20 protein-coding genes are annotated in these 20,848 nt (G+C 72.5%); 10 read left to right on the top strand and 10 right to left on the bottom strand.

Features of this window, described 5'->3' with window-relative positions; genetic code table 11:
• The coding region (locus AB0K37_RS29775; RefSeq protein WP_363986611.1) for an AAA family ATPase at positions 1–1,080 on the bottom strand (1,080 nt) is incomplete at its 3' end.
• Positions 1,081–1,188: 108 nt separating this feature from the next.
• Here AB0K37_RS29775 and AB0K37_RS29780 point away from each other — a divergent pair.
• From AB0K37_RS29780 to AB0K37_RS29790, 3 genes are read left to right on the top strand one after another with little or no spacing between them, the layout of a single operon-like run.
• Positions 1,189–1,791, top strand: a complete 603-nt coding sequence (locus AB0K37_RS29780; RefSeq protein ID WP_363986613.1) for a dihydrofolate reductase family protein — start codon at positions 1,189–1,191, stop codon at positions 1,789–1,791.
• A 46-nt stretch (positions 1,792–1,837) separates the two neighbouring features.
• The gene (locus AB0K37_RS29785) at positions 1,838–2,443 is read left to right on the top strand and encodes a dihydrofolate reductase family protein (protein WP_363986615.1); all 606 of its coding nucleotides are present in this window, start codon (positions 1,838–1,840) and stop codon (positions 2,441–2,443) included.
• Positions 2,440–3,360 (top strand): NAD(P)-dependent oxidoreductase, encoded by a 921-nt coding sequence (locus AB0K37_RS29790; protein WP_363986616.1) that lies wholly within the window; start codon positions 2,440–2,442, stop codon positions 3,358–3,360. The genes AB0K37_RS29785 and AB0K37_RS29790 overlap by 4 nt, the downstream gene beginning before the upstream one ends.
• A gap of 52 nt (positions 3,361–3,412) precedes the next feature.
• On the opposite strand, the gene AB0K37_RS29795 is transcribed toward AB0K37_RS29790, so the two are convergent.
• A complete protein-coding gene (locus tag AB0K37_RS29795; protein WP_363986618.1) occupies positions 3,413–4,189 on the bottom strand; it encodes an aldo/keto reductase in 777 nt (258 codons plus the stop codon).
• Between the two features lie 233 nt (positions 4,190–4,422).
• On the opposite strand from AB0K37_RS29795, the gene AB0K37_RS29800 reads away from it, so the two are divergent.
• The 3 genes from AB0K37_RS29800 (at position 4,423) to AB0K37_RS29810 (ending at position 7,252) form a co-directional block, all read left to right on the top strand.
• Positions 4,423–5,283, top strand: coding sequence for a peptidoglycan-binding protein (locus tag AB0K37_RS29800; RefSeq protein ID WP_363986620.1), 861 nt, complete (start codon positions 4,423–4,425; stop codon positions 5,281–5,283).
• A 99-nt stretch (positions 5,284–5,382) separates the two neighbouring features.
• The gene (locus AB0K37_RS29805; protein WP_363986622.1) at positions 5,383–6,273 is read left to right on the top strand and encodes a peptidase inhibitor family I36 protein; all 891 of its coding nucleotides are present in this window, start codon (positions 5,383–5,385) and stop codon (positions 6,271–6,273) included.
• Between the two features lie 34 nt (positions 6,274–6,307).
• Positions 6,308–7,252 carry a SpoIID/LytB domain-containing protein gene (locus tag AB0K37_RS29810; RefSeq protein ID WP_363986624.1) on the top strand — a complete coding sequence of 315 codons (945 nt, stop codon included), beginning with the start codon at positions 6,308–6,310 and terminating at the stop codon, positions 7,250–7,252.
• Positions 7,253–7,299: 47 nt separating this feature from the next.
• Here the strand turns inward: AB0K37_RS29810 and AB0K37_RS29815 are convergent, their stop codons facing one another.
• The 7 genes from AB0K37_RS29815 to AB0K37_RS29845 form a co-directional block, all read right to left on the bottom strand.
• Positions 7,300–8,307 (bottom strand): NBR1-Ig-like domain-containing protein, encoded by a 1,008-nt coding sequence (locus AB0K37_RS29815; RefSeq protein ID WP_363986626.1) that lies wholly within the window; start codon positions 8,305–8,307, stop codon positions 7,300–7,302.
• 331 nt (positions 8,308–8,638) lie between these two features.
• Complete coding sequence (locus AB0K37_RS29820; protein WP_363986627.1) at positions 8,639–10,219, bottom strand: fused response regulator/phosphatase; 1,581 nt, start codon at positions 10,217–10,219, stop codon at positions 8,639–8,641.
• Complete coding sequence (locus AB0K37_RS29825; protein WP_363986629.1) at positions 10,216–11,940, bottom strand: ATP-binding protein; 1,725 nt, start codon at positions 11,938–11,940, stop codon at positions 10,216–10,218. The genes AB0K37_RS29820 and AB0K37_RS29825 overlap by 4 nt, the downstream gene beginning before the upstream one ends.
• Positions 11,941–11,944: 4 nt before the next feature.
• Positions 11,945–13,000: an ATP-binding protein gene (locus AB0K37_RS29830; protein WP_363986631.1), complete on the bottom strand. Its 1,056-nt coding sequence runs from the start codon at positions 12,998–13,000 to the stop codon at positions 11,945–11,947.
• Positions 12,988–13,398, bottom strand: a complete 411-nt coding sequence (locus tag AB0K37_RS29835) for an anti-sigma regulatory factor (protein ID WP_363986633.1) — start codon at positions 13,396–13,398, stop codon at positions 12,988–12,990. The genes AB0K37_RS29830 and AB0K37_RS29835 overlap by 13 nt, the downstream gene beginning before the upstream one ends.
• Positions 13,395–13,781 (bottom strand): STAS domain-containing protein, encoded by a 387-nt coding sequence (locus tag AB0K37_RS29840; protein WP_363986635.1) that lies wholly within the window; start codon positions 13,779–13,781, stop codon positions 13,395–13,397. The genes AB0K37_RS29835 and AB0K37_RS29840 overlap by 4 nt, the downstream gene beginning before the upstream one ends.
• Entirely contained in the window at positions 13,781–14,707 is a 927-nt protein-coding gene (locus AB0K37_RS29845; RefSeq protein ID WP_363986637.1) for an STAS domain-containing protein, read from the bottom strand. The genes AB0K37_RS29840 and AB0K37_RS29845 overlap by 1 nt, the downstream gene beginning before the upstream one ends.
• A gap of 254 nt (positions 14,708–14,961) precedes the next feature.
• Between AB0K37_RS29845 and AB0K37_RS29850 the strand changes: the two genes are divergently transcribed.
• The 3 genes from AB0K37_RS29850 to AB0K37_RS29860 are packed head-to-tail and all read left to right on the top strand — an operon-like array spanning position 14,962 to position 17,668.
• Positions 14,962–15,588: an urea carboxylase-associated family protein gene (locus AB0K37_RS29850; RefSeq protein WP_363986639.1), complete on the top strand. Its 627-nt coding sequence runs from the start codon at positions 14,962–14,964 to the stop codon at positions 15,586–15,588.
• 48 nt (positions 15,589–15,636) lie between these two features.
• Positions 15,637–16,767: an NADH:flavin oxidoreductase gene (locus tag AB0K37_RS29855; protein ID WP_363986641.1), complete on the top strand. Its 1,131-nt coding sequence runs from the start codon at positions 15,637–15,639 to the stop codon at positions 16,765–16,767.
• Positions 16,768–16,801: 34 nt separating this feature from the next.
• Positions 16,802–17,668, top strand: coding sequence for a polysaccharide deacetylase (locus AB0K37_RS29860; RefSeq protein WP_363986642.1), 867 nt, complete (start codon positions 16,802–16,804; stop codon positions 17,666–17,668).
• A 45-nt stretch (positions 17,669–17,713) separates the two neighbouring features.
• Here the strand turns inward: AB0K37_RS29860 and AB0K37_RS29865 are convergent, their stop codons facing one another.
• Positions 17,714–19,270, bottom strand: coding sequence for a helix-turn-helix domain-containing protein (locus AB0K37_RS29865; RefSeq protein WP_363986644.1), 1,557 nt, complete (start codon positions 19,268–19,270; stop codon positions 17,714–17,716).
• Positions 19,271–19,427: 157 nt separating this feature from the next.
• Between AB0K37_RS29865 and AB0K37_RS29870 the strand changes: the two genes are divergently transcribed.
• The gene (locus tag AB0K37_RS29870) at positions 19,428–20,810 is read left to right on the top strand and encodes a cytosine permease (protein ID WP_363986646.1); all 1,383 of its coding nucleotides are present in this window, start codon (positions 19,428–19,430) and stop codon (positions 20,808–20,810) included.
• Positions 20,811–20,848 lie beyond the last annotated feature (38 nt).

The following is a 20,848-nucleotide window of genomic DNA, read 5'->3' on the forward strand; positions in this document are numbered from 1 at the left end:
GCGGTCGGCGAGCGCGGCGGCGTACCGGGCGTGCATGCGCCGCCGGCGGGGCGGCGGCAGCGCGTCGTAGACCGCCTCCCGGATGAGGTCGTGGCGGATCGCGTACCCGTTCTCCCGGGCCACCACCAGGTCCCGTTCGGTCAGGTCGCCGAGGGCCCGCCCGAGCTCGCGGCCGGGCCCGCCGGCGACCGCGCTCACGAGGTCGTCGTCCAGTTCGGCGCCCGCCACGGCCATGGCCTCCAGCGCCTCGCGGGCCGGGTCCGGCAGGTCGGTGACCCGGGCGAGCAGGAGCGTCCGCAGGTCGCCCGGCGGCCTCTCGCCCGCGGTGCTCAGAGCCTCGACGAACAGCGGGTTCCCGCCGCTGCGCCGGTGGATCCGGACGCTGCGCGCCGGGTCGGGCGGCCGCCCGTCCGCGGCCGCCAGCAGCGCGGCGACGTGCCGGTGCTCCAGCGGGCCGAGGTCGACGCGCGACACCGCGCCGCTGCGGCCCAGCTCGGCCAGCGTCCGCCGGTTCGGATGCCGGGCGGCCAGCTCGCCGGTGCGGACGGTGCCGACCAGCAGCACCGCGACGCCCGCCAGGTTGCGGGCCAGGTAGGCGAACAGCTCGCGGCTCGACGCGTCCGCCCAGTGGAGGTCCTCGACCAGCACGACGACGGGCCGCGTCTGCGCCGCCCGGCCCAGCAGCGCCAGCATCTCCTCCAGCAGCCTGGCCGGGCCGTACCGCGCGGGCGCCGGGCCGAGATCCGGGAGCAGGTCGCCGAGCGCGGCCCCGCCCGGCGGGAGCAGAGCCGCCACCCGGTCGCGGCCGAGGCGGCGCACCAGATCGCGCAGGACGGCGACGAACGGAACGTACGGGGCGCCCTCCGAGCCGAGTTCCAGGCATCCCCCGGACAGCACCAGCGGGTCGCCGGGCAGCTCCCCCACCGCCGTCGCGACCAGCCGCGACTTGCCGATGCCCGCCTCACCCGAGACCAGGAGCGTCGCAGGGCTCCCGGCCCGGGAACCCTCGTAGGCCGCCCGCAGGACGGCGATCTCGTCGTCCCGTCCCACCAGGACGGGGCTGACGACGGAACCGGTCATCGCCCCCTCCCAGCCCGGACCGGATGTCACCAACTCTGACGACGACAGCCTGCCATCGGTGCCGCCACTGTGAGGGGGTATCACCCACGACCGAAAAGGAACCGTCCGATGACCGGACAGAGCGCCCGCCGCACCGTCACCGCCAACATCACGCTCTCCCTGGACGGCCGCGTCAACGGCTCCGGCGGCGAGTACGACATGAGCTGGATCGTCCCGCACGCCATGGCGCCCGCGTCCCGCGACCACATGGTGGCCGTCACCGGCGCCGCCACCACCGCCCTGCTCGGCCGCAAGAACTTCGAGGGGTTCGCCGGGTTCTGGCCCGCCGTCGCCGACGACGAGAGCGCCGACCCCAGGGACCGGGAGTTCTCCCGCTGGCTCAACGCGGTCGAGAAGGTCGTCTTCTCCACCACCCTCAAGGAGGCCGCCTGGGACAACGCGCGCATCGCCGACACCGACCCCGTGACGGCGGTCAAGCGGCTCCGCGAGCAGGAGGGCGGCGACATCATCGTGCTGGCCAGCGCGAGCGTCATCCGCGGCCTCCTCCAGGCGGGGGAGGTGGACCGGCTGAGCATCACCCTGTGCCCCGAACTCGTCGGCGGCGGCGCCCGGCTGTTCCCCGACGGCCCGTCCGCGTCGTGGACGCTGGCCTCCAGCCGGGTCACCGAGAGCGGCGCGATCTGCCTCCTCTACGACCGGGCCGAGCGCTGAGCGGCCTCGGCCGGACGGACCATCCGATGATCAACGAAGGAGACACATGAGCAGGGTCGTCAGCGCCCATGCCGTCTCGGTGGACGGCTACATCAGCGGCCGCACGCCCGACGGAGAAGAGGAGCTCGGACGCGGACTCGGCGACGCCGGGGCGCTCTTCGACTGGTACTTCGACGGCGACACCCCGAGCCGGGAGTTCGACGGGTTCAAGCTGAGCGAAGAGAGCGCCCGCGTCTTCGACGCCGCCGCGGCACGCGTGGGAGCGGTGGTGGCGGGGCGCGTTACCTGGGAGCACTCGGGGCGCTGGGGCGGCGGCGGCCCCCACCCGACGGCGCCGCTCTTCGTCCTCAGCCACCGGGCCGTTCCCGGGATCGGCGAGCGGCAGACCCTCGTCACCGGCGGGATCGAGGAGGCGGTCGCCGCGGCGCGCGAGGCCGCCGGGGACAAGGACGTCGCCCTCATGGGCGGAGGGGTGCTGACCTCCGCGCTGGAGGCGGGCCTGGTCGACGAGCTGATCCTCCACCAGGTGCCCGTCCTGCTCGGCGGCGGCCACGGCTTCTTCCGCGAGTTCCCGAAGCACGTGGACCTCCGGCTGCTGGAGGCCGTCCCGGCGCCCGGCGTGACCCACCTGCGCTACGAGGTGGTCCGATGATCCTCGTCACCGGCGGGCTGGGCATGATCGGCGCCCACACCGCCCGCGCGCTCGCCGACCTCGGGCACGACGTCGTCGTCACCTCGCACCGCCGGAGCGAGGTCCCGTCCTTCCTCGCCGGGCGGGTCACGGTGGAACGCCTCGACGTCACCGACCGGGACGCCTTCCTCTCCCTCGGCGACCGCCACGACATCGGCGACATCGTGCACCTCGCCGGCAGCGTCCCGGGCGAGGACCCCGTCGACTACTTCCGCACGGACATGTCCGGCCTGCTCAACGCGCTGGACGCCGCCCGCTCCTGGGGCGTCCGCAGGTTCGCCGTCGCGAGCAGCCTCGGCGCGTACATCGGCCGCCCGGAGATCCCCTGGCGGGAGGAGCTCGCGCTCCCCACGGCGGACCTGCCGCACCTGATCATCGCCTTCAAGAAGGCCGTGGAGCCGCTGACCACGCACGCCCTCCAGGGCAGCGGCGTCCAGCCGGTCGTCCTCCGGATCGGGACGATCTGGGGACCGCTCGTCGACCCGGAATCCCCGTTCTTCCACGTCCCGCCGTACATCAGCGCGGTGCTGCGCGGTGAGCGGCCGCCGTCGCTGAACGCCGAGGACGGCGGCGACTGCTGCTACGCGCCGGACGCCGGGCGGGCGATCGCCCTCCTGATGACCGCGGAGACGCTGGGGCACGACACGTACAACGTCTCCAGCGGGCGTCCGTTCACCAACCGCGAGTTCGCCGACGCCCTGGAGGCGATCACGCCCGGCCTGCGGCTCGACCTCCTGCCCGGCAGGCGCAACGGCCCCGGCGAGGACCCCTACCTCGACATCGGCCGGCTCACCGGCGACACGGGGTTCACGCCGGAGTTCGACGTCGCCAAGGCGGTCGCCGACTACGTCGCGTGGCGCGCCGGCAACCCCCGCTGACCGGGGCCTCCGGTCCCTCCCGGCCCGTCCCCGCTCGCATGGGGCGGGCCGGTCAGGCGTCTCGGGCGAGGGCGTCGACGGCGGCGACGTCCTCGTCCGTGAGGGCGAAGCCTTCGACGTCGAAGTTGGCGGCGATGTGCTCCCGGCGCGACGACCTCGGCAGGATCACGATGTCGTGCTCCAGATGCCAGCGGAGGACGACCTGGGCGGGCGTGACTCCGTGCCGCCCTGCGATCTCGGTGAGGACGGGGTCGCGCAGGTCGGTGTTCTTCAGACCGCTGTAGCCCTCGACGACGATCCCCCGGCGCCGGTGCTCGTCCAGCAGCGCCGGGTCGTGCTCCGCCGGGCTCCACGAGATCTGGTTGACCGCCGGCCGTCGCCCGGTGGCCTCCGTGAGCCGGTCGATCAGCGCCGGGCTGTGGTTGCTCACCCCGGCATGGCGGACCAGTCCCGCGTCCTGGGCCTCCAGCAGCGCCCGCCAGGTCGGGACGAGCTCGTCCCGGCCGGTCGGCCAGTGGATCAGCCAGAGGTCCACGTAGCCGGTGTCGAGCAGGCGGAGGCTCGACTCCAGGGTGCGGCGGGCGTCCCGGGCGTCCTGCGGGCGCAGCTTGGTGGTGACGAAGACCTCCTCCCGGTCCACGCCGCTGTCCTTCAGGGCCCGGCCTACGTCCGCCTCGTTGCGGTACAGCGTCGCGGTGTCGACATGCCGGTAGCCGATCTCGAGCGCATCCCGCACCGACGCGTACGCCGCCTTGGGCCGCAGCTGCCAGGTCCCAAAACCGATCATCGGCAGCGCGCCGCCGCCGGGCAGAGTCACAGTCCGCGTCATGCATCGCATCCTTCCCGCGATCGCCGTCCCTGGAACGATCTCCGTTTCCTGACGCCCGGCGCCCGGCGAGGCCTTCCGGTCCGGGTGTCCCGTCTGTCAGATCGTGTCGCTGTCTGTACGGAATCTCCTGGCGGACAGGCTGACAACAACGATCTTCTTGTGCACACGTGAGCAGTCGGGTGACCGTGGAATCCGCCGCGGGCTCTGCGCCCAGTCCCCTACCAGGAGACCCGATGAAGCTGCCTTCGTACGCCGCCGCCGTCGTGACGGCGACCCTGCTCACCTCGTTCACCGGAACGGCCCAGACACCGGCGGCCCGCGCGGCCGGCGGCTCGGCGCCCGGCATCCAGGCCCTGCCGAGCGTGAACATGGAGGCCACCGTCAAGGCCGCCCAGATCGACCCGCGGCGGGCGGACGACACGCTCACCCCGGGAGCCAAGGCCAGCGTGCTCCTGGTCGAGCAGGCACTGCGCGACCGGAACCTGCTCGACGCCACGTGGGTGGACGGCTACTTCGGCACCACCACGGTCGCCGCCTACGCGAAGTACCAGAAGTCGCTCGGCTACACCGGGCTCGCCGCCAACGGGCTGCCGGGCAAGACGTCGCTCGCCCAGCTCGGAACCGGACGCTTCACCGTCGCCGACGTCATCGAACCGGGTGCGCGCGTCTCCGCCGACGGGGCGGTCATCAACACCCGGACGCGGAACATGCTGGCCGAGGCGGAACGGCTGCTCGGCCGCGATCTCGTGCTGGACCAGGGCTCCTACAACCCCGGCGGCGACCCCACCTCCGCGGGCACCCACGACGGCGGGGGCGTCGTGGACGTCTCGGTGAAGGGGATGGACTCCGCCACCCGCACCGCGGTCGCCCGCGCGCTGCGCCGTGTCGGCTTCGCCGCATGGGTGCGCAGCCCCGCGCAGGGCGACTGGCCGTGGCACATCCACGCCGCCGCCATCAGCGACACCGACCTCTCTAGCCAGGCCCAGCACCAGACCGGCGACTACTACCTCGGCCTGGACGGCCTCTCCGGCCGCGGCCCCGACGACGGCCCGAAGGTGACCATCCGCACCTGGGAGGAGTACCAGCGCAGCTGACCCGTCCGTACCTACCGACGTCCGTACCTACCGACAACAGAACCCACCGACAACAGACAGCCAACGAGAACGGAAAAGAGAACCGAAGGAGAGAACGGCATGAAGAAGCTCACCAAGGCCCTCACCGCAACGGCGACCGGCGCGGTCGCGCTCGGCGGGGTGGCGTCCGTCTACGTCTTGCCCGCCGCGGCGGCGGCCCGCGACGGCAAGTGCGACAGCGGCGAGTTCTGCTACTACTACAACAGCGACAACCAGGGCTCGATCTCCGACTTCACCGGATCGATCGCCGACTACGGCACCACACAGCCCTCCTGCTACGACTTCAAGGGCGACGGCAACGGCAAAGGCCTGTGCGTCAAGAACAACGCCGCCTCCGTCTGGAACAACAGCGGCAAGACCGTCCGCGTCTACTACAACAGCAACTACGGCGGCAGCTACCAAGACTTCGCGGCCGGCGCCAAGGGCAACCTGAACGCCACCCTCAAGAACCAGAACGCCTCCCACGAGTTCTCGCCGTCGACGCGCACGAACATGTCGTACGGGCTGTACGCGGCGAGCGGCGGGAGCATCACCTGCGGCTTCGACGGCTACACCACCACGCCCGGCCGGCACGAGGGCATCGACATCGCCCGCGGCATCGGCTCCGACGTCCACGCCCTGGTGGCCGGTAAGATCATCTACATCGCGCGCGGGGCCACCGGCAGTTCGGGGCTCTCCACGATCTCCGTCTACAACGCCTCGCTCGACAAGACGGTGATCTACCTGCACTCCGCTCCGCGGTCCTCGCTGAGCGTGGGGCAGTCGATCAGCCGCGGCCAGGTCATCGCCGACGAGTCGTGGCACGGGGTGTCGTCCAGCTCGGGCGCCCACACCCACGTCGAGATGCGTCTCGGGCAGCAGACGCACGCGGCCAAGAGCGTCAACGACCCGACCCTGGACAACCCGAACCCGACCACGTTCTGGAACTCCCAGGGCTACAACGTCCGATAGAGCGCAGCGGCCTCCACCAGAGGGGAAGACGACTGTGTCGAAATCATGCGCGCGGCTGACCTCGCGGCTCACCGCGACGACCGCCGCGATGGCGCTCGGCGGGACCGCTCTCGTCCCCGCCTCCCCCGCCTCGGCCGCCGCCCGCGACGGCAAGTGCGACAGCGGCGAGTTCTGCTACTACTACAACAGCGACAACCAGGGCTCGATCTCCGACTTCACCGGATCGATCGCCGACTACGGCACCACACAGCCCTCCTGCTACGACTTCAAGGGCGACGGCAACGGCAAAGGCCTGTGCGTCAAGAACAACGCCGCCTCCGTCTGGAACAACAGCGGCAAGACCGTCCGCGTCTACTACAACAGCAACTACGGCGGCAGCTACCAAGACTTCGCGGCCGGCGCCAAGGGCAACCTGAACGCCACCCTCAAGAACCAGAACGCCTCCCACCAGTTCCTGAGCTCGACGCCGCCGACCGGCTGCAAGACCGACGGCACCGACAGCGCGCTCCCATCGACGATCCTGGTGTACCGGGTGTCGCTCGGCCGGGTGGACCGGGTGACGTTCAAGAGCTACGTCAAGGACGTCCTGCCCAACGAGTGGGTGCCGAGCTGGCCCGCGGAGTCCCTGAAGGCCGGCGCGATGGCCGTCAAGAGCTACGGCTGGTACTGGGCGCTGCACTCGACCCGCAAGACATCGGGCGGCCAGTGCTTCGACGTCTACGACACCACGTCGAGCCAGGTCTACAAGCCCGGCTCGGCCCAGGCCTCGACGAGCGCCGCGGTGGACGCGACGTGGGGCACCCGCATGACCCGCGGCGGGAAGATCCTTGAGGCCCACTACTGCTCCACGACGACGGCGTGCGGCGGCTGGGTCACCGGGGACTGGATGTCGCAGTACGGCTCCCGCGACAAGGCCGAGGCCGGCTGGAGCTACTCCAGGATCCTCAACGCCTACTACAGCGGGATCGCGCTCTCCTGATCCCTCGACCGTTCGACCGGCCCCCGCCGTGCCCCTCGCGGCGGGGGCTACGGCCCTTCGACGATGACCTGGAAGTTGACCGGACGGCTTCCGGGGAACGCGACCCTTCCCTCACCGTCCACCATCTTGAACCGCACGTAACATAAGCCCGGCTTCCGCGGCGTGGTGATCTCGGCGCGGACGTCGACCGTGCGACCTGGTTCCGTGTCGGCGATCGGCACTTCGGAGATGGTCTGGCAGTTGTCGGCCTTCTGCGGGAGATCGAGGCGGCGCAGCGAGTAACCGTCCCATGGGACCGTTCCGGTGTTCTTGAGGCGCCAGACCTTGGTGACGTTCTGGCCGGCGCCGACGCGCGTGCAGTCGGGCAGCGTGATGTCCGCGACGAAACTGGCGGCGTCGCCCTTGTGCCTCGGCGAGGCCGGTGCCGGGTTGGTCGGCTGCACCGGGCAGTCGGCCGGAGTGAGCGCGTTCTTCGCCCGGTTCCCGTACTCCTCCATGCCGTCCTTGCCGGAGTCGTGGTCGACCACGATGAGGACCACGGCCCACGTACCGATGACCGCCGCCGCCAGCGCCACCGCGCCCGGGCTGCTCAGCCGGAATCGTCCCCGGCGTTTCGGAGCCGGGAAGATGGCCTGCACTTCTCCCGCGACACGCCCGGGCAATGGCGCGGCGGACCGGGCCGCCGAGGTCTCGTCGGTCTCCGAGGCCCCCGGCGGCTCAAGGGAGAGGTGCAGGGCCTGGGCCTCCACCGTTCTCGGGGCGGCGGCTTCGAGCGCGTCGGACGCGGGCCTCTCGGCGTTCGCCGACCTGACCGCCTGGTTCGCCCTTTCCCAGCGTTCCCGGTACGCGGCCGGATCCCCGCCGCACGCCTTGACGAACTCGACGGTGGTCCCCCAGCTCGGAAGCCGGTTGCCCTTCGTGGCCTCGTGCAACGTCGTGTGCGAGATCGCCCCCGACCTTCCGGACATCTCCCGGAAAGGCGGGTTGCCAACCGATTCCCGCAGTTCTCGCAGAACCGCCGCGAAGTCCTCGATCGCCTCCGCCTGTGCACGCATGTGGTCCACCGGGTGAAGCTAACAGCGCCCACGTCCTCCCCTCAAGCACATGTTTTTATCGATTTTCTTCCGTTCCGGTCGCCTTTTGAACTGATCAACATCGTCCGCACCTGCGGAGTGACGGTCCCGGCCCGCCCAAAGCATTTCGCCTCGATCGACTGCCTCAACGGAGTTGACGCATTGGGTCAATCACCGGCGTATACGGGTGCGGGCCCCGGCCCGGCTTCGCGTTCCACGAGCTCGGCACTGCTCGGCAGGCATTCGGCGATCGTCCTGTCGCAGGGCGCGATCGTCAAGGACGGCCGGATCTGCGAGAACACTCTCCCCTGACTCAGGGGTCGCGGCGCAGGACGATGAGGGCGACGTCGTCCTCGCGGTGGCCGAACTCGGTGATGATGCGGTCGCTGTAGGCCTCCAGGTCGTCGTCCACGTCGGTGGCGAGGACACGGAGGCGTTCGAGGTTGGCGGCCAGGGGGACGGTGCGGTCCTCGACCAGCCCGTCGGTGATGAGCACGACGGTGCCGCCCGGCGGGACGCTCGTCTCCTCGAGGCCGAGCCGCTCGGCGGGGAAGCCGAGCAGCAGGCCGCCCCGGCCGCCGTACTCGGCCCGCCCCCCGGCGATGTGGAGGGGCGGCAGGTGCCCCGCGTTGGCGACCTGGAGCCGTCCCGTGCGCGGGTCCAGCGACATCAGGCACATCGTGGCGGTCTGGTCGTCGTGGTAGCGCTGCATCACGTTGTTGAGCAGCTTGAGGATGTCGGTGATGCCGTGGCCCTCCGCGGCGAACGCGCGCATCGCGTGCCGGAGCTCCGCCATGACGGTGGCCGCGTGCAGGGAGTGCCCCTGCACGTCGCCGATGGCCACCAGGACGTCCTCGCCGCGGTCGATGACCTCGTAGAAGTCGCCGCCCACCTCGGCCTGGTCGCTGGCCGGCTCGTAGCGGACGCTGAACGCCCAGCCGGGCATGGCGGGGTGGACGGCGGGCAGCAGGCTGCGCTGGAGCGTCAGGGAGATCATGTGCTCCTCGGTGTAGGAGCGCAGCGCCTCCATCGCCAGGGCGACCGCCTGGCCCAGCTGGCGCAGGAGCTGGGTGGCGTCCTCGTCGGACGCGCCGCCGGCCTCGATCGCCACCCCGATCGCGGGGCGACCGCGCTTGGCCCGCGAGGTCACCAGCAGGACGTCGTCACTGGGCTCGCTGTCGGGCAGCAGCTCTCGCCAGCGCGCCTCCGGCACGGCCGCGATGCGGGTGCCGGTGTCGTCGCCGAGGCCGGTCGCCGCGGCGAGCCGCGCGGGCACATCGGGAGGGCAGGGCCGGTTCCACGGCTCGCCGCCCAGCTGGACGGTCCTCCTCACATGGCCGTCCGGGGGGAGGATGTAGACCGCCGCGGGCGCCGAGAAGATGTCGAACGCGCCGCGCGCCGCCACCGCCGCGAGCCCGTCGAAGGTCTGGGCGGCGTTGATGGCCAGCGAGGTGCTGGTGAAGGCCGCCATCCGTTCGGCGATCCGCTCGGCGCGGCGCCGGGCCCGGTAGTAGCGCAGGACCGCCTCGACGGTGGCGATGAACTCGCCCGGGTCGATGGGGTCGGTCATGTAGGCGTCGGCGCCGCGCCGAAGGCCGTGGGTTCGGTCGGTGGCCTCGACTGCCGTGGCGGAGATGTGGACGACGGGCACTGACGCCGTCGCGGGGGCGGCCTTGATCTGCTCGCAGACCTCCATGCCGTTCGCGTCGGGCAGATGGATGTCCAGGACGACCAGCTCGATCTGGTGCTCGGCGAGCCGTTCCCAGCACTGGGCGGCGGAGGCGGCCTCCACGACGGTGTGCCCGGCGCGGCGCAGCCAGCTGCCGATGATGTAGCGCTTGGTCTCGTTGTCGTCGACGACCAGGGTGGTCACGGTCGGTATCACGTCGGTCATGGCGTCCGCGCCGTTCGGCCGGCCCGGGCGCGCGCCACCGCATCGGCGAGCATGACCGGTGCGAGCTGGGCCTGGTCGAGGACGGCGTCGACGCGCTCGGGCCGCCTCCCGTCCGCGGCGGCCGCGTCCGACGGGGCGATCTGCACGACGGCGGTCCCGGGCGGCGGCCCGCCGGGCCCGCCGACCGCGTCGGCGGCGGAGATGCCGGGACCGAGCAGGATCAGCTCGGGCGGGTCGGAGGAGGCCGCCAGGTCCTGGACGGTCCGCGGGTCGCCGGCCTCGCTGACGCGTTCGGCGGCGTCGCCGATCATGTCCCGCAGCACCCGGCGCGCGGTGTCGTCCCCGTCGGCGACGAGCACGTGCGCGAGGCGGAGCTCGGCCAGGCTGAGGTACGGGGGGAGGCGCAGCGTCACGGTCGTGCCCGCGCCGACCTCGCTCTCCAGCGTCAGATCGCCGCCGAGGGCGTGGGCGAGGCGGCGGGAGTAGGTCAGCCCGAGCCCCGTTCCTCCCGGCTTGCCGCCCGGAACCTGGTAGAACTCCTCGAAGACGCGCTCCTGCTCGCCGGGCGGGATGCCGATCCCGGTGTCGGCGACGACGAACTCCAGGTGGCCGGGTGCGCGCCGGGTCGTCAGGCGCACCTCGCCCTCGTCGGTGAACTTCAGCCCGTTGGCCACCAGGTTGCGCAGGATCCGGGTCAGCATCACCTCGTCGGTGACCAGGGTGAGGGCGTCCGCCTCGGCGGCGTCCACCCGGAGCCGCACCCCCGACTGCTCGGCCATGGGCGTCATCAGGTCCGCCAGCTGCCGCAGCATCGAGGAGACCTCGACGAAGGTGCGGCGCGGCGCCAGCAGGCCCTTTTCGGCCTTGGCCATGTCCAGCAGCTCGTTCACCAGGGCGAGCAGGGTCTCGCTGGCGCCGGCGATCAGCGAGACCTGGTGCCGCTGCTCCTCGGTGAGGGGTTCGGCCGCGGGGTCGAGGAGCAGCCGGGCGAGCCCGATGACGCCGTTGACGGGCGTGCGCAGCTCGTGGCTGATGTTGGCCCAGAAGCGGTTCTTGGCCTCGCCGGCCTCGCGGAGCTGGTCGGACTTCTCCTCCAGTTCGGCGTACAGCGCCACCACCCCCCGGTTGGTCTCCTCCAACTCGGTGGAGAGTTCGTTGTAGAGCGCCATCACGCCCTGGTTGGTCTCCTCCAGTTCGGTGTTGAGCGCGCGGAGCTCCTCGCTCTGCCGCCGGACGTCCTCCAGCGCCTCGACCAGCTCGGCGTTCTGGGTCCGCAGTTCCTCCAAGGCGGTGGCGGGCTGGAGGCGCCCCAGCCGGGCGCGCAGGTCGACCAGCGTCGCTCCCGCCACCGCGACGGCGTCGGCGGGCAGGTCCTTGGCGAGGCGGACGGTCCGCTTCGCCTCCAGCCCCGTCTCCTCGACCAGGTCCATGAGGCGCGCGGCCGCGGCGTCGCCCTCCATCGGACGGCGGTCGCCGCGCGCGGGCGCGTACTCCAGGTCGATCAGCAGCCGCGGCACCGGACCCACGTCGAGGCAGAAGACCACCGCGACGCTGCCCGAGTGGGCCACCAGCTCCCGGCCGACCTCGCTGAGCGCGGTGGCGACCCGCACCTGGTCCTGGACGTCCAGCCGGACCGCCGCGGCGACCTGCCGGCCCGCCTGGCGGAGGGCGAAGACCCCCTCGTCGTCGGCCACCCGCATGCGCAGCAGTTCCTCCGGCATCGGCTCACCTCCGTCCGGCGGTGGTCACGGCGAGCACGCAGCGGTCGTCGTGCCGCACCCCGGCGGAGCGCAGCAGGTCCGCGGCGATGAGCAGCGGCTCGCGGGAGGGCCCGGGACGGCCGGCGGCGTCCCACTTGTCGGTGAGCCCGTCGGAGTGCAGCACCACGGCGGCGCCCTCCGGCAGCGTGTAGGCGTGCTCGCGCAGCGTCCGGGACTTCGCGCCGGCGATGCCCGGCACCGAGATCATGCCCTGCCGGCGGTCGTGACCGACGATCCACCCGGCGATGTTGCCCAGACCGGCGAACCGCACCGCGCCCGCCGCCGGGTCCACGGCCGCCACCGCGACCGCGCCGCCCCGGGTCGCCGCGAGCCGCTGGTGCACCTGGCGCAGAAGATCGAGGGGACGCGCCGGCAGCACGGCCTCGCGCATCGCCGTGACGGCCTCCCGGCCGGCCCGGGCCGCCATCGGCCCGTGCCCGAGGCCGTCGCAGACCATCGCGTAGACCGTTCCGCCTTCCAGCCGCGCGGCGTAGGCGTCGCCGCACTCCTCCTCCCCGTCGATCGGCCGGGTCAGCCCGGCGAAGGGCTGGGCCGGCGCCGCGGGGGCCTCCTTGCCGGCGGGCGGCGAGAACCCGGCGTACAGGACGGTGCCGGCGCCCGGAAGCGAATGCATGCCGGTGCGGTCGGCGAGCCGCTCGATCGAGCCGAGCCCCAGGCCGAGCGTGCCCGACGTGGAATGGCCGTCCAGGCGGGAGGCGCGGACATCGGTGATGCCGGGGCCCCTGTCCAGGCACACGAGCTCCAGCGCGGCCTCCTCCCCCGTCCGGACGATCCGAACGAGCATCTCCCCCTGCACGGCGTGCTTGGCCAGGTTGGTGGCCGCCTCGGTCACCGCGAGCTGGATCTGCCCGAGGCGCTCCCCCGCGAAGCCGAGCCGTTGGGCCAGGCGGGCGGCGTGGCGCCGCGCGCCGGCCGCCGCGCTGGGCTCCTCGGCCCGCAGCCATACCGCGTCACCGGGCGGCGGGCTGGTCATCCATCCGGTGCAGGTCAGCGGATCCACTTGGTCACCGTCACCGTGGTGCCCTTCCCGACCTCTGTCTCCAGTTCGAACTCGTCCGCGAGGCGCCGCGCGCCCGGCAGGCCCAGGCCGAGACCGCCTCCGCTCGTCCAGCCCTCTGTCAGGGCCTGCGCCACGTCGGGGATTCCGCCGCCCGAGTCGGTGAACACCAGCCGCACGCCGGCGCGTCCCCGTGCGTTGACGACGGACTCCACGCGCGCGGAGCCGCCTCCGCCGTGCACGAAGGTGTTGCGGGCCAGCTCGCTGGCCGCGGTGACGATCTTGGTCTGGTCGACCAGCGACATCCCCGCCGACGCCGCCGCGGCCCGCACGAGCTGCCGCACCCGGACCACGTCGTCGTTGGAGGTGATGGGGACGGAGTCACCCGCCGGAGTCGTCACGGGTTGTCCACGGCGCCGGGCCCGATGGCCGGCAGCGGCGCGCCGAGCAGCCGCATGCCCTTCTCCAGGTCCAGGGCGGTGCGGACGCCGCCCAGCGACAGCCCCAGCTCGACCAGGGTGATCGCCACCGCGGGCCGCATGCCCACCACGACCGTCTCGGCGTCCATCAGCCGCGACATCGAGGCGATGGTGGCGAACATCCTGCCGATGAACGAGTCGACGATGTCCACCGCGGTGATGTCGATGATCACACCGCGCGCGCCCGTCTTGACGATCCGGTCGGCCAGATCCTCCTGGAGCGCCAGGACCGTCTGGTCCTGCAGGTCGACCTGGATCGACACCAGCAGAACCTGGCCGATCTTCAGAATCGGCACGCGCTCCATCAGTCCCCCGCCCCCGCGACGACCCGGGTGCCGCTGCGCTCCAGCGCCCACTCCAGGGCGTCGGCCAGGGAGGCCTTCGTCGGGATGTCGCCGAACTCGATCCCGAGCGCCACGATGGTCTGGGCGATCTGCGGGCGGATGCCGGAGATCACGCAGTCGGTGCCCATCAGCCTGGCCGCCATCACGGTCTTCAGCAGGTGCTGGGCCACCTCGGTGTCCACGGCCGGGACGCCGGTGATATCGATCACCGCGAACTGGGAGCCCGTCTCGACCAGGCGCTCCAGCAGGGTCTCCATCACCACCTGCGTGCGGGCGGAGTCGAGCGTGCCCACCAGCGGGACCCCGAGGATCCCCTCCCACAGCTTCACCACGGGCGTGGACAGTTCGAGCAGCTGCTCGGTCTGGTCGGCGATGACCTGCTCGCGCGCGGCGGCGTAGGTCTCGAAGGTCAGCAGCCCCAGATCGTCGATCTCGGAGGAGAACGCCGCGAACTCGGCGTACGCCGCCACGTCGCCGAGGGCGCCGACCTGCTCCAGGACCGCCTGCTTGATCGAGAACACGCTCACCGCGGTCTCGCTGGGACTGAACCCCTGCCGGGCGCGGGTGCGGGAGATCTCGGTCAGCGCGGCCCGGAGTTCCGCGGCCGCCTCCTTCTCTCCACCGGTCGCCCTCTCGATCAACCCGTACAGCTCGGAGAGCTCGGCCCTCAGCTCACTCTCCGTGATCCGGCCGCGCACCCCCGCGACGACCATGTTGACCCACCGGTCAAGAATGACATCCCGCCGGGAGCGCAGCATCTCCGGGAGATGTGCCTCACCTGTTCCCTTACTCAACTGCCGTGTCCCTCTCTGCCCCGCATCACGCATGAACGCTGCGGGAAGAGTATCGCCCATACCAGTGGGAAATGGACTAAGCGCCTTGATCATCTGGAACGGGGCGGCGCTTTGGCTCGATCCGGGCCGCGCTCGGCGAGCGGGCCCGGGGACCAGGAAGCGACTGACCGGTAACCAGGTCTGCCGGTTACCGACGGTGATCGAGAGCACATGGCCGCCATCGGTCCGGCCCGCACGGCGCGTAGCGGGCGCGCTCGAGGCGCGGGCCGAATCCCCACCCGCTCGGACCAGTCCGCCATAGAGGAAGGTCTATCGTCTCGGCGTATGTCTGGATGAAGCTCTATGGCATGGGCGGTCCGGTCGGTGGTGTGCTGTCCGGCATGGTGACGATGGGACGGACGATGGTGCCCGCCGGAGAAGGCCGGGCGGTGCGGGTGGCCGCCGGGCGGCGGGTGCGCGTGGTGGACGTGGAGGGCGGCCAGGTCGGCGACCTGTTCGCGTTCGCCGCGGACGACCCGCGCGAGCATCTGAGCGCCGCGCACACCCGCAGCGTGACGAGCCGGCTGTTCCCCAAGGTGGGTGAGTCGTTCGTCACTGACCGGCGCAGGCCGATCCTGACCCTGGCGGGCGACACCTCCCCCGGCTCGCACGACATGCTGATCGCCGCGTGCGACCCCGCCCGGTACGAGGGGCTCGGGGCGCCGGGGCACGCCTCGTGCGCGCGGAACCTGGAATCGGCGCTGGCGGAGATGGGGCTGTCGACCGCCATCGTCCCGCAGCCGGTCAACGTGTTCATGCGGATCCCGGTGGAGGCGTCCGGACGGCTGCGGTGGCTGGCCGCCGAGAGCCGGCCCGGGGACGCGATCACCTTCGAGGCGGTCATGGACTGCGTCGTCGTCGTGTCGGCGTGCCCGCAGGACCTGGCCGGGATCAACGGCGACGGCCCGACCCCGATGGCGATCGACGTCCTGTGAGACGGACCGGCCCCGAACCGGTCCGATGAAACGAGAAGGAGAGCGAAGATGACCGTGACGGTCGCGCATCCGGCGCTGGAGCCGGGACGAGTCGGCGGGCTGCACACGTCCAACCGCCTGGTGGTGGCGCCGATGACGCGGGTCTCGGCCGCGCCGGACGGCACGCCGACGCCCGAGATGGCCGAGTACTACGCCGAGTTCGCGCGCGGAGGCTTCGGCCTGGCGATCACCGAGGGGATCTACACCGACACCGTTTACAGCCAGGGCTACCTCAACCAGCCGGGCCTGGTGTCGGAGCGGCACGTGGCCGCTTGGCGAGAGGCCACGGCCGATGTGCACGAGGCCGGGGGCTCCATCGTGGCCCAGCTGATGCACGCGGGCGCGCTGTCGCAGGGGAATCCCTACCGCGACGAGACCGCGGGGCCGTCCGCGGTGGTGCCGCAGGGCGTCAAGATGCCCGAGTACGGCGGGCACGGCCCCTGGGCGGCCCCCAAGGAGATGAGCCTGGACGACATCAAGCAGGCCGTGGACGGTTTCGTCGCCTCGGCGGCGAACGCCAAGCGCGCCGGATTCGACGGGGTGGAGGTCCACGCCGCCAACGGCTACCTGCTGGACCAGTTCCTCACCGACTACACCAACCTGCGCGAGGACTCCTACGGCGGGCCGGTCGCGTCCCGGGTGCGCCTGGCGGCGGAGGTCGTCGCGGCGATCCGCGCGGAGGTGGGGCCGGACTGGTGCGTCGGAGTCCGGGTGTCGCAGACCAAGGTGAACGACTTCCGCTACCGCTGGCCCGGCGGCGCCCACGACGCCGAGGTGATCTTCACCGCGCTGGCCGAGGCGGGCGCGAGCTACCTGCACGTCGCGAGCGAGGGCCGGAACTGGCTCGACTCCGCGCAGCTGGACCGGGGGCTCACCGTCACCGGCCTGGCCCGCCGGGTGAGCGGCCTGCCAGTGATCGCCAACGGCGGGATGCACCACGCGGAACTGTCGGCGCAGGTCCTGGCGGACGGCCACGCCGACCTGGTCTCGGTGGCCAGGGGCGCGCTGACGAACCCCGACCTGCCGCGCCGCCTCGCCGAGGGCAGGGCGCTCGAGCCCTTCGACCATGCGATGCTGTCGCCGATGGTCACCCTGGACAACGTCCGGCGCTGGCGGCTGGCGGCCGGTGCGGACGCCTGATCCGGCGGCGGAGGGCGAGGAGAGGGGCGGGGACATGGCCGGAAGCTGGCACGGCGGGGCCGCCGCGGTGGTCGCCCTGGGCTTCGACGTGGACGCCGAGACTCCGATCCTCGCCCAGGGCGGCCGGTACGCCGCGCACGCGAGCACGATGTCCCACCAGGCCTACGGGCCGGACGTGGGGCTGCCCCGGATCCTGGAGCTGCTGGACGACATGGAGGTCCCGGCGACGTTCTTCGTGCCGGGCTGGGTGGCCGAGCGGCGTCCGGGGCTGGCCGCCTCCATCGTCGAGCGCGGGCACGAGGTGGCGCACCACTCCTACTCCCACCGTCCGCCCACGTCGCTGTCCCCGGAGGAGGAGCGCGCGGACTTCGAGCGCGCCCTGGAGGTGTTCGCCGGGCAGGGCATCGAGATCGCCGGGCACCGGGCGGCGCTGTGGGAGGCGTCCTGGACGACGGCGGAGCTGGTGGCCGAGCACGGGCTGCGCTACGACTCGTCCCTGATGGGCGACGACCGGCCCTACCGGGTGCCCACCGCGGCGGGCGAGATCGTCGAGTTGCCGGTGCACTGGTCGCTGGACGACTGGGAGCAGTACGCCTACCTGCCCGAACCGCACATCGGGGCGGTCATCGAGTCGCCGGGCAAGGTGCTGGAGCTGTGGCGGGCGGAACTGGACGGCATGCGGCACTACCGGTGCCTGTTCAACCTGTGCGTGCACCCGTTCCTGTCCGGGCGCCCGGGCCGGGCGCTGGCCCTGCGCCGTTTCATCGAGTACGCGCGGGAGTGCGGTGACGTGGCGTTCGCGCGCTGCCGGGACGTGGCGGAGGCGGCGCTCGCCGATCCGGACGTCCGGCCGCGCTCCCACCGCCCCCCGCGGGTGGAACCGGACGTCCACCCGCACTGACCGCCCGCGCACCGCGCTGACCGTCCGCGCCGGCGTCGCGCCCGGTCAGGCCATGTCGGCGGCCTGCAGGGCCAGGAACAGGTCGACGCGGTCGGCGGTGCGGGCGGTGTCGCGGCCGGTCAGCTCGGCGATCTTGGCGAGCCGGTTCCGGAGCGTGTTGACGTGCACCCGCAGGGCGGCGGCGGTGGCCTGCCAGTGCCCGTCGTGGTCCAGGAACGCGCGCAGCGTGGCCTCCAGCTCGCCGCCCCGCCGGGCGTCGTGCTCGCGAATCGGCGCGAGCACGCCGTCCGCCAGGGTGCGCAGGGCGGCCGCGTTCTGCGTCCCGAGCAGGAGCCGGTGGGGGCCGAGCTCGGCGAAGGTCCGGACGGCGGGCCCGGCGCCGCCCCGCCGCAGGGTGCGGCAGACCTCGCGCGACCTGATGAGCGGTTCGCGCAGCCCCGCCGGCCCCCGGGCGGTCCCGCCGAGGCCCACGACGGCGCGGTGGCCGGGGAACCGCTCCCCCACGGCGGCGGCGAGGCGCTCGGCGAGGGGCGCCGCCTCCCGCTCGCCGTGCCGCCACGACAGGACCGCCACCACGTCCTGCGACCCGGCCGCCACGACGACCGGGACGCCGGCGGCGACGAAGAACTCGCCGATCACCTCCGCGAGTCCGGGCAGGGTGGCCTCCGCGCCCGCGAACGCCGTCGTCCACACCGCGAGCGGCCCCTCGGGGTCGACGCCGAACGCGCGCAGCCGGCCGGGGACCTCGGCGTCGCGGCTGCCGCCCGACAGCACCATCTCCAGCAGCTCGCTGGCGAACCGCAGCTCGATCGCCTGCACGGCCTGCTGCTTGGCGACCTCCAGGCTGAGGAAGCGCGCCGCCTGGTCCAGCGCGTCCTGCTCGGCGCGCGTCAGCTCGCTCACCGGGCGCAGGCAGATCAGCGCCGCGTCGACGTCGCCGACCGCGCCGACCAGGTACAGCGCGGCCCGTCCGGCGGCGCCGAGGTCGAGCTCCAGGGGCGGCGGACGGCGGGTCAGCCCCGTGGCGACCGCGTGGAGCTGGGCGGCGTCCAGCTCCGTCCCCGCCGAGGCCAGCAGGCGGCCCATCCGGTCGACGACCGCGAGCGGCAGCTCGTGGTCGCTGCGCAGCACCCGCAGGACGCCGGACGCGCCCGCGCCCCGCGAGATCGCCGTGGCCAGCGCGTCCCCCCGGCGCACCATGCCGACCAGCGCGCCCTGGCGCTCCTCGCTGTAGCGGGTGGCGACGGCCTCGGAGATCGCGGTGAACGGCACCGCCGCCGCGATCTCCAGCAGGGGCACGCCCGCGTCGCGGCAGGCGGCGACCAGGTCCTCCGGGGTGGCGGGCCGTTCGGGGCGCAGGCCGAAGACGATGCCGGCCGCCCGGGCCCGCCGGACGTTGGCGACGAACCCCGAGGCCGCGATCCGGTCGTCCCACAGGCCGTTGGTCAGCACCAGCTCGCGCCGCCGCACGTAGCCCGAGGGGTCCGGCAGCTCGGTGTTGTGGATCCAGGCGACCGGCTCCTCCAGGGCCCCCGGAGGGCCCGGAACCAGGACCCTGAGGCCCAGCGACTCGTCTTCCAGCAGGGACGCCAACGTGAACACCCTGTAAATCTATCCATCAACGAGGTTGAACGATAGAGGTTTCTCTACTTCTGGACCGGACGGCACGAGTGCTTTGGTGTGCTGTACGTCACGGACGGAGGAACCTATGTCCAGCAACGAATCCGCATACCGAGGCCCGACCGCCGAACCGGTTCGCTTGGAAGATCCGGTCCGCTTCGACGAACACGGAATCGAGCCCATTCCGTCCTCGGCCCGCGACTCCACGCCGTGGCAGCAGTTCTGGATCTGGTGCGGTGCCAACATCGCGCCGATCAACTGGGTGCTCGGGGCGCTGGGCGTCACGCTCGGTCTGAGCCTGGTGGAGACCCTGGTGGTCGTCACCCTCGGCAACCTGGTGGGCTGCGCGGTCTTCGGGCTGTTCAACGTGATCGGCCACCGCACCGGCGTCAACCAGATGGTGCTCGGGCGCGGGCCGTTCGGCCGGCGCGGCGCCCTCGTCCCCGGCCTGGTGCAGGGGCTGCTGACCATGGGCTGGGTCGGCGTCAACACCTGGGTGGTGCTGGACCTGGTGATCGAGATCCTCGCCCAGGCGGGGGTGCACGGCGGTACCGGGCTGCGCTACCTGGTGGCCGGGCTCATCATGGCCGTCCAGCTCCTCCTGGCCCTCTACGGGTTCTACGCGATCCGCACGTTCGAGAAGTACACCGTCCCCGCCACGGTGCTGGTGATGGTGGTCATGACCGGGCTGGCCCTCGGGCAGGCCGACCTCCACTGGACGACCTCCACCGCCGCCACCGCGGGCGACAAGTTCACCGCGGTGACCCAGCTGCTCACCGCCATCGGCATCGGCTGGGGCATCAGCTGGCTGCCCTACTCCGCCGACTACAGCCGCTTCGTCCGCCCCGAGGCCTCGGACCGGTCGGTGTTCTGGTCCACCGCGCTCGGGATGTACGTCCCCACCGTGTGGCTGGCCGCACTCGGCGCCTGCCTGGCCAGCGCGGGCGACGGCGGCGACCCCTCCAGCCTCGTGACCGGCGCGTTCGGGGTCATGGCCGTGCCCGTCCTGCTGCTGATCATGCACGGGCCCGTGGCGACCAACATCCTGAACCTGTACTCGTGCTCGCTCGCCGCGCTGTCGGTCGGCATCCGGGTCGCCCGGTGGAAGGTGACGCTGGTGGCCGGGACGGTGGCGTCCCTGGTGCTGGTGGTGTTCATGCACGCCGACAGCTTCGCCCAGGCGTTCGACCACTGGATGGCGTCCATCCTGGTGTGGATCAGCCCGTGGGCGGCGATCGTCCTGGTCGACTTCTTCGTCCTGCGGCGCGGCCGGATCGACGTGTCCACCCTCTACCGGGACGGCGGCGCGAACGTCCGGGCCCTCGTCAGCCTGGCGCTCGGGCTGCTGGCGGCATGGGCGTGGCAGTTCGGCACGGTGCCCGCCCTGCAAGGCCCGATCGCGCGGACGCTGGGGAACACCGACTTCTCGTGGCTCTCGGGCGCCCTGGTCGCGGGCGGGCTGCACTACGTCCTGGCGCGGCGAGCCCACCGGAAGGCCGTCCCGATCGAGACGGCCGCCTGACGGGAGTTCCGCTCCCTCCACGGTGAGCCGCCGGCGCC

Origin of the sequence: Actinomadura sp. NPDC049753 (assembly GCF_040674655.1) — a bacterium.
GTDB classification, from domain to species: Bacteria; Actinomycetota; Actinomycetes; order Streptosporangiales; family Streptosporangiaceae; genus Spirillospora; species Spirillospora verrucosospora.

What these genes read in the sequence shown, in the direction of transcription:
- AB0K37_RS29780 (WP_363986613.1), top strand. Translation starts at nt 1,189, where the DNA reads ATGACCGGACAGAGCGCCCGCCGCACCGTCACCGCCAACATCACGCTC.
- AB0K37_RS29785 (WP_363986615.1), top strand. Translation starts at nt 1,838, where the DNA reads ATGAGCAGGGTCGTCAGCGCCCATGCCGTCTCGGTGGACGGCTACATC.
- AB0K37_RS29790 (WP_363986616.1), top strand. Translation starts at nt 2,440, where the DNA reads ATGATCCTCGTCACCGGCGGGCTGGGCATGATCGGCGCCCACACCGCC.
- AB0K37_RS29795 (WP_363986618.1), bottom strand. Translation starts at nt 4,189, where the DNA reads ATGACGCGGACTGTGACTCTGCCCGGCGGCGGCGCGCTGCCGATGATC.
- AB0K37_RS29800 (WP_363986620.1), top strand. Translation starts at nt 4,423, where the DNA reads ATGAAGCTGCCTTCGTACGCCGCCGCCGTCGTGACGGCGACCCTGCTC.
- AB0K37_RS29805 (WP_363986622.1), top strand. Translation starts at nt 5,383, where the DNA reads ATGAAGAAGCTCACCAAGGCCCTCACCGCAACGGCGACCGGCGCGGTC.
- AB0K37_RS29815 (WP_363986626.1), bottom strand. Translation starts at nt 8,307, where the DNA reads ATGCGTGCACAGGCGGAGGCGATCGAGGACTTCGCGGCGGTTCTGCGA.
- AB0K37_RS29820 (WP_363986627.1), bottom strand. Translation starts at nt 10,219, where the DNA reads ATGACCGACGTGATACCGACCGTGACCACCCTGGTCGTCGACGACAAC.
- AB0K37_RS29825 (WP_363986629.1), bottom strand. Translation starts at nt 11,940, where the DNA reads ATGCCGGAGGAACTGCTGCGCATGCGGGTGGCCGACGACGAGGGGGTC.
- AB0K37_RS29840 (WP_363986635.1), bottom strand. Translation starts at nt 13,781, where the DNA reads ATGGAGCGCGTGCCGATTCTGAAGATCGGCCAGGTTCTGCTGGTGTCG.
- AB0K37_RS29845 (WP_363986637.1), bottom strand. Translation starts at nt 14,707, where the DNA reads ATGATCAAGGCGCTTAGTCCATTTCCCACTGGTATGGGCGATACTCTT.
- AB0K37_RS29850 (WP_363986639.1), top strand. Translation starts at nt 14,962, where the DNA reads ATGGGCGGTCCGGTCGGTGGTGTGCTGTCCGGCATGGTGACGATGGGA.
- AB0K37_RS29855 (WP_363986641.1), top strand. Translation starts at nt 15,637, where the DNA reads ATGACCGTGACGGTCGCGCATCCGGCGCTGGAGCCGGGACGAGTCGGC.
- AB0K37_RS29860 (WP_363986642.1), top strand. Translation starts at nt 16,802, where the DNA reads ATGGCCGGAAGCTGGCACGGCGGGGCCGCCGCGGTGGTCGCCCTGGGC.